Source organism: Sphingomonas sp. Leaf231 (genome assembly GCF_001421995.1).
Lineage (GTDB): Bacteria > Pseudomonadota > Alphaproteobacteria > Sphingomonadales > Sphingomonadaceae > Sphingomonas.
In genome coordinates this window covers 252780-266147 of sequence record NZ_LMLS01000003.1, presented here as the reverse complement: position 1 = coordinate 266147, position 13368 = coordinate 252780, and the positions used below count along the sequence as shown (strand labels likewise).

Below are 13368 nucleotides of genomic sequence, written 5' to 3'. Positions count from 1 at the left end.
GATCGGCCAAACGGGGCCCGATCATGACCGTCAGCGTAGACATGGGCAGCGACGACCGCGGCGCGCCCGTGACCATGGACCTCGAAGAACTGCTGGCCACCCGATTGCTCGTGCAGGGCAATTCCGGGTCGGGCAAGTCGCACCTGCTGCGCCGGCTGCTCGAAAGGTCGGCGGGTCAGGTGCAGCAGGTGGTGATCGATCCCGAAGGTGATTTCGTCACCCTGTCCGAACGCTACGGCCATGTCGTGATCGAGGGTGCCGACTATGCCGAGCGCGAGGTGGCGCGGATCGCGTCGCGCCTTCGCGAGCATCGCGCCAGCGTGGTGCTGAGCCTCGAAGGGCTGGAGGCGGAGGGGCAGATGCGCTGCGCCGCCGGTTTCCTGAACGCATTGTTCGATGCGCCGCGCGAACATTGGTATCCCGCGCTGGTGGTGGTGGACGAGGCGCAATTGTTCGCGCCGACCACCGGCGGCGACGTGGCGGAGGACGTGCGGCGCGCGTCGCTGTCGGCGATGACCAATTTGATGTGCCGGGGGCGCAAGCGCGGGCTGGCCGGCGTGATCGCGACGCAGCGGCTGGCCAAGCTGGCCAAGAACGTCGCGGCGGAAGCGTCGAACTTCCTGATGGGACGCACCTTCCTCGACATCGACATGGCGCGCGCCGCCGACCTGCTGGGCATGGAGCGGCGACAGGCGGAGGCGATCCGCGATCTGGGCCGGGGCACGTTCATGGCGCTTGGTCCGGCGGTGTCGCGACGTCCGATCACGGTGCGGATCGGCGCGGTCGAAACGCAGGCGCGCAGCGGCAGCCCCAAGCTGATGCCGCTACCACAGGCCGATTTGGTCGATCTGCGCGCGTTGCTGGACGTGACGCCGGACGCCGCACCGACCTTGCCGATGACGTTCGATCCGCGCCCGCGCCGCGTGCCCGCCGACGAACTGCTGGCCGATATCGAGACGCCGGTGTCGGCGATCTCCGCCCCGTCGTTGCCGGATCGATCCGACGAGGAAGTCGAGGCCGTCTATGCCGACGTGCTGCGCGCGATCGTCACCGATGGCGAAAGCGTCGGGCGCGCCGCGGCGGTACTCTATCAGGATTTCCAGGTGCGCTGCCGGATGGCGGGAATCGCGAAGCCCGCGCTGGACCTGCCCGCGTTCAGTCGCCGGCTGTCGTGCGCGCGGGCCGGCATCTTCGATCCGCATGCAGAGGAATGGGCGAGCGTCCTGGCACTGGCAGGCGGGTTGCCCGACGACATGCTGGGCGCGTTCCTGCTGGTCGCCAAGGCGGCGCGCGACGGCGCACCGTGCCCGTCGGACGGCGCGATCGCGGAAACCTATGGGACCAGCTCGATCGGTCGGGTCAAGCGGCTGATCGGCTATATCGAGGGGCGTGACCTGTTCGTCACGCGCACCGATATGGCGGGCAAGCGGTCGATCACGATTCCGCATCTCGGGTGGACGACCGCCGCGTCCGAGGCGGCTTAACCCGGCGTACCGCAGCGGCTCGCGGTTCGGGAGGACGCGGTCACCCTGTTTTCAGCGCCGCCTCGATCCGTTGCGTCGGCGCGGACAGCATGCCGTAGACGCTGTGCGCGGCGATCCCGGCCAGTGTCAGCCCGACGAGCACCAGGATCACGAACTGGAATGCCGAGGCGAACCCGCGCGAGCGTTCGACCTGACGCGCCATGCTGGCTTCGTGCGCCAGCCGGCGGTCGGCGCGGCGCTCTGCGGCGGGGTTGCTGTCATTGTCGTTGCTGCGCGGTGGCCGCCCGGCGAGCCGCGGCTCGTCGATCAGCGCCCTGACCGACAGCCGATCCTGCGTGCGGATGCCGAAGAAGCGCGCCTTGTTCCATTGCACGCGCCCGACGATGACGATGGAGCCGCGCCGGATCTCGACATAGCTGCCGATCGCGGGCGGCGCATCGCACCCCGCCATCAGCCCGCGCGACGACACGTTGTGGATCACCACGTCCAGCCATTGCGACTCCAGCCGCATCCGCGACGGGATGAGCACGGTAATCCGCTCTTCCCGCGGCCGGAGTCCGGTCTGCAAAGCCGCCAGCACCTTGTTCGTCGCCCCCACACCCGCCTGCGTTACGCAAACGTATGCGGGTGCGGAGCGAACATACCGTTAACGAACGCCCGAAAGGCGTCCGCCATGTCGTCACAGCATTCCGAGAGCCTGCATATAGACTTCGAGGATCGACTGTTCTTCCTGATATTCCTCACGTTTTTTCTTACGAATTTGCAAGATCTTGCGGATGGCCTTCGCATCGTAGCCGCGGCTCTTGGCCTCTGCCATCACGTCCTTGATGTCGTCGGCGATGCCCTTCTTCTCTTCTTCGAGGCGCTCGGCGCGCTCGATCAGCAGCCGCAGTTCGTCCGCCGCGACCGATCCGCCCCCCATGCCTTCGCCACGCTCTTCCGCCATTGTCTTTCCCCGAAACGATTCGACGCCGCCCGCTGCGCCGACGCGAATCGCGTGCGGCGGGGACGGCGTGGTGTGGATACCCTGTTGGGTGCGGCGGCGCGTCTATCCCGCCCCGCCTCCGTGCTCAAGCGGTTCGCCGCGAAGGGCGGCGCGATTGCGCTCAGCCGTTCTTCTTCACGCTGTCGGCCATGCGCTCCAGTTGCTCCGGGGTGGCGTCGCGCTGATGCTGCGCCTTCCACTGCGCGTAGGGCATGCCGTACACGGCCTCCCGCGCCTCTTCGCGGTCGAGGCCGCCCGCTTCGCCCACCCAGTCCGACAGGCAATTGCGGCAAAAGCCCGCAAGCCCCATCAGATCGACGTTCTGCGCGTCGCTGCGATGCCGCAAGTGCCTGACGAGCCGGCGAAATGCCGCCGCAGCCACGGCATCGTCGATGCTGTCCAACCGATCCATGTCGTCTCCCGTTTGATCCTGGGGCGTTAGCGGTTAAGGCCGGGTCGGCAAAGCAGGAAGGCGCATGACCCTGAACCCGAATCACATCGCTCCGCGATCGCGCAAGGTCCGCGTCCTCGCGACGCTCGGCCCGGCCAGCAACACGCTGGAAATGATCACAACCTTGTTCCAGGCGGGCGCCGACGCGTTCCGCATCAACATGAGCCACGGCGACCAGCAATCGAAGATCGCGGTCATCCAGGCGATCCGGTCGATGGAGGAGCGTTTCCGGCGTCCCACCACGATCCTCGCCGACCTTCAGGGACCGAAGCTGCGCGTCGGTCGCTTCGACGGCGGACGCGTGATGCTGACCAACGGCAGCACGTTCGTCCTCGACCATGACCCCGAACCGGGCGACGCGACGCGCGTGCGGTTGCCGCACCGTGAGATATTCGCGGCGATCGAGCCGGGCGCGCGGCTGTTGCTCGATGACGGCAAGCTGGTGCTGCGCGTCACCGAACATGACGCCGACCGCATCGTCACCGTCGTCGAGGTCGGTGGCGCGCTGTCCGACAACAAGGGGCTGAACGTTCCCGATGTCGTGATCCCGATGGCGGCGCTGACCGAGAAGGATCGTTCCGACCTGGCCTTCGCGATCGATCAGGGCGTCGACTGGATCGCGCTGTCGTTCGTGCAGCGGCCCGAAGACCTGTGGGAAGCGCGCAAGCTGATCGGCGGAAAGGCCGCGCTGCTCGCCAAGATCGAAAAGCCGGCCGCGATCGAACGGCTGGAGGAGATCGTCGAGGCGTGCGACGGCGTGATGGTGGCGCGTGGCGATCTGGGCGTAGAATTGCCGCCGCAGTCGGTACCGCCGCTGCAGAAGCGCATCGTCGAGACGTCGCGCCGGCTGGGTCGCCCGGTGGTGGTGGCGACGCAGATGCTGGAATCGATGATCCAGTCGCCATCGCCGACCCGCGCCGAAGTGTCGGACGTCGCAACCGCGATCTACGACGGCGCGGATGCGATCATGCTGTCGGCGGAAAGCGCGGCGGGCGCATGGCCGGTCGAGTCGGTGGCGATGATGAACGCGATCGGCGACGCGGTGGAGCGCGACCCGATGCACGGCGACCGCATCCACTTCACGGTGATGCGCCCCGACCCGACCACCGCGGACGCACTGGCGGAAGCGGCCAAGAACATCGCCGAAACCGTATCGGCGGCGGCGATCATCTGCTTCACGATGTCCGGTTCGACCGCGCGGCGCATCGCGCGCGAACGGCCGTCGGTGCCGATCCTGGTGCTGACGCCCAGCCCGGAGACGGCGCGGCGGCTGGGGCTGTTGTGGGGCACGCACAACGTCATCACCCGTGACGTAGAATCGTTCGAGGAGATGGTCGCCAAAGCCAAGCGGATCGCGCTGCGCCAGGGCATCGCGCATGCCGGCGACCGGGTGATCGTGATGGCGGGCGTGCCGTTCCGCACGCCGGGGTCGACCAACGTCCTGCACGTCGTGCAGATCGTCGGCGACGAGCTGAAAGACTATCGCTCGCCCGACAGGCAGTGATCCGATTCGGGCGGCGCGGATCGACGCGCCGCCCACGGCGAACCGTTCGTCGCGAACATCCGCCGATTGCAAGAAAACGCTGTCGGAGCGACACTTTCATACAATCCGGATTCCAATCCACATTGCATTCGCTGTCCCGCCGCGGGGGCATGTGAAGGGTGGGATCGATCATGAGGCTGGCGAGCGACGATCGGTTGCGCACGGACCTTGCCGCAGCGCGGCGCGCCCGGGGCATGATCACCGACCCGCTGTCGCTGCACATGCTGAATGTTTATATCACCGAACTAGAAGACGAACTGTATCGCGGCGGTGAAAGTGCGTTTTCGGGCGCGGTGCCGAACGCGTTCCACGTCGGCGGTTAACCGGCCGCCGCGACGACGCCATCCTGTTCGCAGCGATTTTTTTCAATCCGTATCGTACATGGATGCGGACAGCGCGGGTCATGCCGCATGTCGTCAAACACTCGAATGCGCCGTGATGATCGCGGGAGACCGGCGTCGCCCACGGCGCATCGTCGCGTTCGATCAGGCGGCGCGGGCATCCGCGCTGAGCGGGGGGGTCTGCTGATGCTGGACCACGCGCCACACCTCGTGTTCCAGACGGCGGTATGTGGAAGTGCAGTGCGCGACATAATGTTCGTCGCCCTTCGCGGCCTCGACACGATAGGCGATGACGATCAGCCCCTCCTGCGGCCGCACGATGCGGTTTTCGGTGAAGGTGACCGACTCCCAGCGCGGCGTTTGCGACACGGCGTCGACGGCAGCGCCGCTCTCCAGCACGTAAGGCGGCTGCGGCACGACCATCAGCGCCGATTCGTCGATCGATTCGCGGTAATGTTCGGCATCGCCGGTCCACAGGCTCTCTTCGAACGCCCAGACGCGATCGTCTTCCATGCTTGCACTCCGATATGGTGACGGAGCGAAAAGCCGCGGTGCGTCCGAACGTTCCGCGCGATCAGCGCAGCAGGCCGGCCTCGACCAGCGCCGGGCGCAACGTCGCGGCGTCGCGGAAGTGGTGCGCGTGGATGCCCAGCGCCTGCGCACCGGCGATATTGTCGGCATTGTCGTCGACGAAGAACGCCTGACCAGGCGCCAGCCCGAATCGATCGAGCGCGAGTCGATAGATAGCGGCGTCGGGCTTCACCAGACGCTCGTCCCCCGACACGACGATGTCGCGGAAACGGTCGAACACCGCCGCCTCTCGCGCGCGGAACGGCGGGAAGAATTCTCCGGAGAAGTTGGTGATCGCAAATAGCGGCACGCCCGCCGCGTCCAGTTCCTCGACGATCGCGACCATACCGGCAATCGGCCCCGGGATCTGCTCGCCAAAGCGCGGCCCCCACAGCGCGATCATCGCGGCATGTTCAGGGAAACGCTCGACAAGCTCGGCGCTGGTGTCCGCGAACGGACGACCGGCGTCGTGCTGGAAATGCCACTCACGCGTGGCGACCTCGCCAAGGAACACGTCAAGCGCCCGTTCGTCTTCGAACAGGCGCTCGTACAGGACCCGTGGGTTCCAGTCGTACAGGACGTGTCCGACGTCGAAGATGACCGACGTCGGGAACATGCCGGAAATCAGCCCTGGCGGGCCTTGAACCGGCGATTCGTCTTGTTGATGACGTAGGTGCGGCCGCGGCGACGGATGACGCGGTTGTCGCGATGACGGTCCTTGAGCGACTTCAGGCTGTTGCGGATCTTCATGGCTGCGCTTCTTCGAAAACGGGAAAGCGCGCCGCCTAGAGAGCGCAGGGCGGAAAGTCAACCAAGCGGGAGCTTGCAGCGGGCACGTGCGTTGCTATGGCGAAACGATCTTCATGGGGGTTTGTCATGCGTCGCGCCGTTCTTTTGCTGCTGTCGCTGGTGCCGTTATCGGCCTGCGCGACCGGGCCGCAACGCTTCCCGGTTCAGGCCACGCGCTTTCACTACGATGCGGTGGCGCAACGTGGGTCCGTGCTGGTCGAGCCGTTGCCCGGCCCCTCCTCGGCCAGCCTCGAGTACAAGACCTATGCCGCGGCGGTGCAGGCCGAATTGCTCCGCAACGGCTTCACCAGCCCCGCACCGGGGACGAAGCCGGAATATATCGCCACGGTCGGCTTCACGCGGGCGGAGCGGGGATTGCCGGCGCGGCGTTCGCCGGTGCAGATCGGGCTGGGTGGCGGCGGCTATTCGGGCGGATTCCGCGGGGGCTCCGGGCTGGGCGGCGGCGTCAGCTTCCCGCTGGGCGGCGGGGGCGGCGATCGCCTGGGACTGGTCACCGAACTGGCGGTGCGCATCCGCCACGGCGCGGACGCGATCTGGGAAGGGCAGGCTCAATCGCTGACCGACACCAGCGCCCCGGATGCCGACGCCAATTCGGTCGCCGCACGGCTGGCCGGCGCGTTGTTCAAGGATTTCCCGGGTGATTCGGGCCGGACGGTCGAGGTAAAATGACGCTGCACCTGAACGCCGCCTTCGATGGCGGCAATATCCGCGTGGTTGCGATCGAGGGCGCGGGCGACGACTGGCGCTGCGATCTGGAGATCGTGCGCGATCACCAGTCCGAGTTCTTCCAGTGGTTCTACTTCCGCGCAGCGGGGCTGCGCGGCAAGCGGGTGACGTTCCGCATCGTGAACGCAGGCGAATCCGCCTATCCGTTCGGCTGGCCCGGCTATCGCACCCGTGTATCGACCGATCTGGACGCCTGGCGGATGATCGCGACCGATTATGCGGCCGGCGTGCTGTCGTTCGACTGGACCGGGCAAGGCGATGTGGCGTGGTTCGCCTATTTCGCGCCCTATACGATGGAGATGCACGCCCGGCTGGTCGCGCGCATCGCGGACCGCGCAGGCGTGACGCATCGCCAGCTGGGCATCACGCTGGACGGGCAGGCGATCGATTACTTCCGCGTCGGGACGGGCGAGAAGCAGGTGTGGCTGTACGCGCGCCAGCATCCCGGCGAATCGATGGCCGAATGGTGGATGGAAGGTGCGCTCGACTGGCTGACCAGCGACGCCGCCGCACCGTTGCTGCGTGCCGCCACGGTGCACGTCGTGCCCAACATGAACCCCGACGGCACGCGCCGCGGCCATCTTCGCACCAATGCGGCAGGGGTGAACCTGAACCGCGAATGGCACGCCCCCACGCCGGAGCGCAGCCCGGAAGTATTGTGCGTGCTGCGCGAGATGGATGCGACAGGCGTGGACTTCGCGATCGACGTGCACGGCGACGAGGCGATCGCCGCCAATTTCATCGCCGGCTTCGAGGGCGTTCCGTCGTGGAGCGATGCGCGCGGCGCCAGCTTCACCGAGTTTGGCCGGCGGCTGGCGGCGCATACGTCCGATTTCCAGACCGAGCTGGGCTATGCAAAGGCCGCGCCGGGCACCGCCAACCTGTCGATGTCGACCAACCAGCTCGCCGAGCGGTTCGGCGCGGTATCGGTGACGCTGGAGATGCCGTTCAAGGACCACGACGCCAACGCCGATGCGGAATACGGCTGGAGCGCCGAGCGGTCGAAGGCGCTGGGCGTATCGTGCCTGGAGGTGTTGTCGGAGATGATCGGGACGCTGTGAGTCCCCTGGACAGATCGACGTTCAGCATTTTACGGGTGCCGGATAGCTCGCCATCGCAGATCGTTCATCTGTTCGGGTTGGCCGCTCACGCACGATCGGGCGGATCCGCTCAAGCCACAGGCCATTGTGGGCGTAGCGAAGCGCTCCTGTATTCCGCGCGACGCATGGAGCGTTTCGCGTTGCTCGCACGGGCAGCGCCTGCAGGGAACGACCGACTGTCGATCGCGGCTAGATCATCGCCAGTGCGGTGGTGCCAAATGCGAACAACACGATCACCACCGCCGAGTCGACGCCCATCTTCCAGATCGTCCGATCGCGATGTTCGAGCAGCCCGACCATGAACACGCCGATCAGCCCGGCCCCGAGCAGTGCCGACACCGTCTCGAACGTGCCGAGGGTGTCGACGAGCGGCCCGCCACGATAGACCGCATCCCCCAGCGGGATCAGCGCGAGATTGACGAAATTGGTGCCCAGCACTTGCCCGAACGCCATTTCGGGTCGTCCCAGCTTCAACGCGGCGATGATCGTCACCAGTTCGGGCAGCGAGGTCGCGGTGCCGATCAGCGCGAAGCCGACGATCGCACTGGTCAGGCCAAGCTGCTGCGCCAGCGCGTCGCCGACCTGCGACAGTGCGTAGCCCGCGGCGAAGATCAGCAGGGCGTCGATCGCGACGATGGACCATAGCCGGGTCAGCGAACGCTGCGGCACCGGGTCGTCGGGCTCCGCCTGCTCCGCGTGGTCGTCCTCCACCGACCAGGCGGAGCGGCGATCGTGCCCGGTCGCCAGCCAGAAGGAGAAGACCGCCGCGCAGCCGATCAGCAGGCTGCCGACCCCCATGCCGACGCCGGGGATCATGACGTCGCCGATCGTCACCACGCCCGCGATCAGGATGAGGACCATCATGCACAGGGCCGCCATCATCATCGTCGAAGGCTTGGCGACGATCGAGGTGACTGCGGCACGCCCGACGAAGCCGTCGACGACGGCGAGCAGCAGCACGTTGATCGCCGCGGAGCCGAGCAGGTTGTTGACCGCCAGCGCCGGATCGCCCTGATGGGCGGCGGTAATCGTGTTCGCGACTTCGGGCAGCGAGGTGATGCCGCCGAGCAGCAGCATACCGACGAACGCCTGCTCCAGCCCGGTGCGGGTCGCGATCGAGTCGAGATGGCGCGTCAGCCGCAGCCCGGAGAACCAGATCACGCCGCCTGCCGCCAGGAAGATCAGGACGTTGGCCCATACCGGATAGGCGACGGCGTTCGACAGCGGCATGGGAACGCAATCGCCTTACCGGCGGGCAGTTCCATGTTATCGTTAGTTTACAGAGATGTGAGCATCTGCCGCCACCATTTTCATCCGCCTGTGGTGGTTCAAGGCGCCCGGTCGCTGCGCGGAACCCGACCGGATCCCGCTACATACCGGGCATCTTGGAAGCGGAAGTGCGGATCACGTCGGGGATGAGGTCGCGTGCATCTCCGTCAACCGCGCCAGTCCGCGATCGCGGCATCATAGCGTCGGCGGGCGGCGTCGCGGCCCTCCTCCAATTTCGCCGCCTCCTTGCGCCAGCGTTGTTCGGCGGCGCGTTGTTCGCGCTGCAGTGCTGCGAGGCGCTGCGCGAGATCCTTGCGCTCGGCGGCGTGGCGACTGGTAGCGTCCTCCAGCGCGGCCTCGGTGGCGGTCAGTTCGGCGCGGCTGGGACGGGGAGCGGGGCTGGAGCGCGGAGCGGGGCTGGAGCGCGGAGCGGGGCTGGCGGGCTTGTCCCTCGCCGGCTTGCTCTTCGGGGACTTTGCGCGGACGGGTGGTGCGGCCGCCAGTTGCTCCTCGGCGGTGCCGCGCGATCGCTTCACCACCTCGCCCGGGGTGGCGAGCGGCGCCTCCATCAGCGCGGGGTCGGTCACCTCCTCCGCCGCGCCGCGCGCGAACAGGTCGGCGGTGGCACCCCATGCCGCCAGCGCCGCCTTGCGACTCGGCGCGGCGACATAGGCGTCGTGGAACCCGGCGGGGGTGCGAAACACCTTCAGCTTGCGTGCCATCGCCCCTGCCCCTCGTCCTGCGACCCTATCCGGTCACAATCGCTTACGTTACCGGCCGTTCCACCCCCTTTCGCACGTGCGGCACGACTGCTATCGCCCGCGGCGACCGAGAGTTTCGCTCCCGTCGCCGCAACTGGTGCCCTTCGCGCGCGCCCCGGCCGACGACGGCCCTTGAAGAAAGGACTACGCCCATGACGGCCATCGGCCAGGACACGTTGAACGCCCGCTCCACGCTGGAGGCTGGCGGCAAGTCCTACGACTATTTCTCGTTGAAGACCGCCGAGGCCAAGTTCGGCGATATCAGCCGCCTGCCCTTCTCTATGAAGGTGCTGCTGGAGAACATGCTGCGCTTCGAGGACGGCGTGACCGTGACCGAAGCCGACGTGAAGGCGATCATCGACTGGCAGCAGGAGCGCCGTTCGGACCGCGAGATCCAGTACCGCCCGGCGCGCGTGCTGATGCAGGATTTCACTGGCGTGCCGTGCGTGGTCGATCTGGCCGCGATGCGCGACGCGATCACCAAGCTGGGCGGCGACCCCGCGAAGATCAATCCGCAGGTGCCCGTCCATCTGGTGATCGATCACTCGGTGATGGTCGACGAATTCGGCACGCCCAAGGCGTTCGAGGAGAACGTCGATCTGGAATATGCCCGCAATTCGGAGCGGTACGAGTTCCTGAAGTGGGGATCGAAGGCGCTCGACAATTTCAAGGTGGTGCCGCCGGGCACCGGCATCTGCCACCAGGTGAACCTGGAATATATCGGCCATGCCGTGTGGTCGTCCGAGGAAAGCGGCGATCATGCCCAGAACCAGAACGGGCGCGGCGCGACGATCGCGTATCCGGACACGCTGGTAGGCACCGACAGCCACACGACGATGATCAACGGCCTTGGCGTGCTGGGCTGGGGCGTCGGCGGGATCGAGGCAGAGGCCGCCATGCTCGGCCAGCCGGTGTCGATGCTGATCCCCGAGGTCGTCGGCTTCAAGCTGACCGGCGCGCTGCGTGAGGGCATTACCGCGACCGATCTGGTGTTGACCGTGACGCAGATGTTGCGCGCCAAGGGCGTCGTCGGACGCTTCGTGGAGTTCTTCGGCCCCGGCCTCGACCAAATGACGCTGGCCGATCGTGCGACGATCGCCAACATGGCGCCCGAATATGGCGCGACCTGCGGCTTCTTCCCGGTCGACGACAAGACGCTGGACTATATGCGCCTGACCGGTCGCCCGGACGAGGTGGTCGCGCTGACCGAGGCCTATGCCAAGGCGCAGGGCATGTGGCGCTATGCCGATGCGGTCGACCCGGTGTTCACCGACACGCTGGAACTGGACATGGGAACGGTCGTGCCGTCGCTGGCCGGGCCGAAGCGCCCGCAGGACAAGGTCAGCCTCGACACCGTCGACGAAGTGTTCAACGGCGACCTGTTCAAGCTGTACCACAAGGAGAAGCCCGAGCGCGTCGACGTGGCGGAGCGCGGGCATGACATCGGCGACGGCGACGTCGTGATCGCCGCGATCACCAGCTGCACCAACACCTCCAACCCGTCGGTGCTGGTCGCCGCCGGCCTGGTCGCGCGCAAGGCCAATGCGCTGGGCCTGAAGCCCAAGCCATGGGTGAAGACCTCGCTGGCCCCGGGATCGCAGGTCGTGACCGATTACCTCGACAAGGCCGGGCTGTCGGCGGACCTCGATGCGATCGGCTTCAACCTGGTCGGTTACGGATGCACGACCTGCATCGGCAATTCGGGCCCGCTGGCCGCGCCGATCAGCAAGGCGATCAACGACCACGATCTGGTCGCCGCCTCCGTCCTGTCGGGCAACCGCAACTTCGAGGGGCGCGTGTCGCCGGACGTGCGCGCCAACTTCCTCGCCTCGCCGCCGCTGGTCGTCGCCTATGCGCTGAAGGGCACCGTCACCACCGACATGAACGAGACGCCGATCGGGCAGGGCACCGACGGCAACGACGTGTATCTGCGCGACATCTGGCCGACCAACCGCGAGATCTCGGAACTGATGATCGCCAACATCGACGACGGCATGTTCCGTGCGCGGTACGGCAACGTCTATGCCGGCGACAACAAGTGGCAGGCGATCGACGTCACCGGATCGGACACCTATCAGTGGCGCGCCGGATCGACCTATGTCGCCAACCCGCCGTATTTCGACGGGCTGGAGATGACCCCCGCGCCGGTGACGGACATCATCGAGGCCAAGCCGCTGGCGATCCTGGGTGATTCGATCACCACCGACCACATCTCCCCGGCCGGCAGCATCAAGGCCGACAGCCCGGCGGGCAAGTGGTTGCAGGAGCACCAGGTCAGCCGCGGCGACTTCAACAGCTATGGCGCGCGCCGCGGCCACCACGACGTGATGATGCGCGGCACGTTCGCCAACATCCGCATCCGCAACGAGATGGTGCCCGGCGTCGAGGGCGGCATGAGCCGTTACGAGGGCGAGGTGATGCCGATCTATGACGCAGCGATGCGCCACAAGGCCGACGGCACCCCGCTCGTCATCATCGCCGGCAAGGAATATGGCACCGGTTCATCGCGCGACTGGGCGGCGAAGGGCACCAACCTGCTGGGCGTGCGCGCGGTCATCACCGAAAGCTTCGAGCGGATCCATCGTTCGAACCTGGTCGGGATGGGCGTGTTGCCGTTGCAGTTCGCCGATGGCGTAACGCGCGAGACGCTGGGCCTGACCGGCGACGAGACCTTCACGATCCAGCACGTCGCCGCGCTGCGCCCGCGCCAGGAGGTGACCGTGACGCTGAAGCGCCAGGATGGGTCGACCGAGCAGTTCCAGACGCGCTGCCGGATCGATACCGTCAACGAGCTGGAATATTTCCTGAACGGCGGCATCCTCCAGTACGTGCTGCGCAACCTGGCCGCATAAACGGCCGGCATCGTCGGGGAATGTGGGGGAGGGCCGTGGTGCCCTCCCCTTTCTTTATGGGGTGGGTGGATGAGCGACGACTATATCTACGACGAAGCGACCGGCGAGTGGGTGCAGGGCGACGCAGCGGCACCGACGCCTGCGGCGGCTGACGTCGAGGTGCGCGATGCGGTCGGCAACCTGCTGGTCGACGGCGACGCGGTGACGCTGGTGAAGGATCTGAAGGTGAAGGGCACCAGCCAGACGCTGAAGCGCGGGACGGCGATCAAGTCGATCCGGCTGACCGGTGACCCGCAGGAGATCGATTGCCGGTTCGACGGGATCAAGGGATTGGTGCTGCGCGCGGAGTTCGTGAGAAAGCGTTGAGTGGCGATCTTTTCGTCGTTGCGAGCGCAGCGAGAGCATCAGGCGCCGGACCAGGGCGTCCTGGGCTGCCTCGCCGCGCTGCCAATGACGATTTGAGGACGCGGCCGAGG

15 protein-coding genes are annotated in these 13368 nt (G+C 66.9%); 7 read left to right on the top strand and 8 right to left on the bottom strand.

The window, feature by feature from the left end; all coding sequences use genetic code 11:
• The first annotated feature begins 23 nt into the window (after positions 1-23).
• Positions 24-1484 carry an ATP-binding protein gene (locus ASE95_RS12500; RefSeq protein WP_056636651.1) on the top strand — a complete coding sequence of 487 codons (1461 nt, stop codon included), beginning with the start codon at positions 24-26 and terminating at the stop codon, positions 1482-1484.
• A 40-nt stretch (positions 1485-1524) separates the two neighbouring features.
• Here ASE95_RS12500 and ASE95_RS12495 read toward each other — a convergent pair whose 3' ends face one another.
• The 3 genes from ASE95_RS12495 to ASE95_RS12485 all read right to left on the bottom strand — a co-directional run bounded on the left by ASE95_RS12495 (position 1525) and on the right by ASE95_RS12485 (position 2881).
• Positions 1525-2082, bottom strand: coding sequence for a PilZ domain-containing protein (locus ASE95_RS12495; protein WP_235528305.1), 558 nt, complete (start codon positions 2080-2082; stop codon positions 1525-1527).
• Positions 2083-2163: 81 nt separating this feature from the next.
• Positions 2164-2430: a DUF2312 domain-containing protein gene (locus ASE95_RS12490; RefSeq protein ID WP_056636650.1), complete on the bottom strand. Its 267-nt coding sequence runs from the start codon at positions 2428-2430 to the stop codon at positions 2164-2166.
• Between the two features lie 160 nt (positions 2431-2590).
• The gene (locus tag ASE95_RS12485; protein ID WP_056636648.1) at positions 2591-2881 is read right to left on the bottom strand and encodes a DUF1244 domain-containing protein; all 291 of its coding nucleotides are present in this window, start codon (positions 2879-2881) and stop codon (positions 2591-2593) included.
• Positions 2882-2945: 64 nt separating this feature from the next.
• Between ASE95_RS12485 and pyk the strand changes: the two genes are divergently transcribed.
• Together pyk and ASE95_RS12475 are read left to right on the top strand one after the other, a co-directional pair.
• A complete protein-coding gene (gene pyk, locus ASE95_RS12480; RefSeq protein ID WP_056636646.1) occupies positions 2946-4424 on the top strand; it encodes a pyruvate kinase in 1479 nt (492 codons plus the stop codon).
• 170 nt (positions 4425-4594) lie between these two features.
• Positions 4595-4786 carry a hypothetical protein gene (locus ASE95_RS12475; RefSeq protein ID WP_056636643.1) on the top strand — a complete coding sequence of 64 codons (192 nt, stop codon included), beginning with the start codon at positions 4595-4597 and terminating at the stop codon, positions 4784-4786.
• A gap of 162 nt (positions 4787-4948) precedes the next feature.
• Here ASE95_RS12475 and ASE95_RS12470 read toward each other — a convergent pair whose 3' ends face one another.
• From ASE95_RS12470 to ykgO, 3 genes are all read right to left on the bottom strand, one after another.
• A complete protein-coding gene (locus ASE95_RS12470) occupies positions 4949-5317 on the bottom strand; it encodes a DUF4440 domain-containing protein (protein ID WP_056636641.1) in 369 nt (122 codons plus the stop codon).
• A 61-nt stretch (positions 5318-5378) separates the two neighbouring features.
• Positions 5379-5990: an HAD family hydrolase gene (locus tag ASE95_RS12465; protein ID WP_056636640.1), complete on the bottom strand. Its 612-nt coding sequence runs from the start codon at positions 5988-5990 to the stop codon at positions 5379-5381.
• A gap of 8 nt (positions 5991-5998) precedes the next feature.
• Entirely contained in the window at positions 5999-6124 is a 126-nt protein-coding gene (gene ykgO / locus ASE95_RS12460; protein ID WP_003046794.1) for a type B 50S ribosomal protein L36, read from the bottom strand.
• A 126-nt stretch (positions 6125-6250) separates the two neighbouring features.
• On the opposite strand from ykgO, the gene ASE95_RS12455 reads away from it, so the two are divergent.
• Positions 6251-6853 (top strand): hypothetical protein, encoded by a 603-nt coding sequence (locus ASE95_RS12455; RefSeq protein ID WP_056636638.1) that lies wholly within the window; start codon positions 6251-6253, stop codon positions 6851-6853.
• Entirely contained in the window at positions 6850-7971 is a 1122-nt protein-coding gene (locus tag ASE95_RS12450; protein ID WP_056636636.1) for a M14 family metallopeptidase, read from the top strand. The genes ASE95_RS12455 and ASE95_RS12450 overlap by 4 nt, the downstream gene beginning before the upstream one ends.
• Positions 7972-8199: 228 nt before the next feature.
• Here the strand turns inward: ASE95_RS12450 and ASE95_RS12445 are convergent, their stop codons facing one another.
• Together ASE95_RS12445 and ASE95_RS12440 are read right to left on the bottom strand one after the other, a co-directional pair.
• Positions 8200-9240, bottom strand: coding sequence for a sodium:calcium antiporter (locus ASE95_RS12445; RefSeq protein WP_056636634.1), 1041 nt, complete (start codon positions 9238-9240; stop codon positions 8200-8202).
• A gap of 206 nt (positions 9241-9446) precedes the next feature.
• Positions 9447-10001: a hypothetical protein gene (locus ASE95_RS12440; protein ID WP_056636632.1), complete on the bottom strand. Its 555-nt coding sequence runs from the start codon at positions 9999-10001 to the stop codon at positions 9447-9449.
• A 191-nt stretch (positions 10002-10192) separates the two neighbouring features.
• Between ASE95_RS12440 and acnA the strand changes: the two genes are divergently transcribed.
• Both acnA and ASE95_RS12430 read left to right on the top strand, forming a co-directional pair.
• On the top strand, positions 10193-12892 hold the full coding sequence (acnA, locus tag ASE95_RS12435) for an aconitate hydratase AcnA (RefSeq protein ID WP_056636630.1): 2700 nt from the start codon (positions 10193-10195) through the stop codon (positions 12890-12892).
• A 69-nt stretch (positions 12893-12961) separates the two neighbouring features.
• Positions 12962-13258, top strand: a complete 297-nt coding sequence (locus ASE95_RS12430; RefSeq protein WP_056636627.1) for an alkylphosphonate utilization protein — start codon at positions 12962-12964, stop codon at positions 13256-13258.
• Positions 13259-13368: the final 110 nt, after the last annotated feature.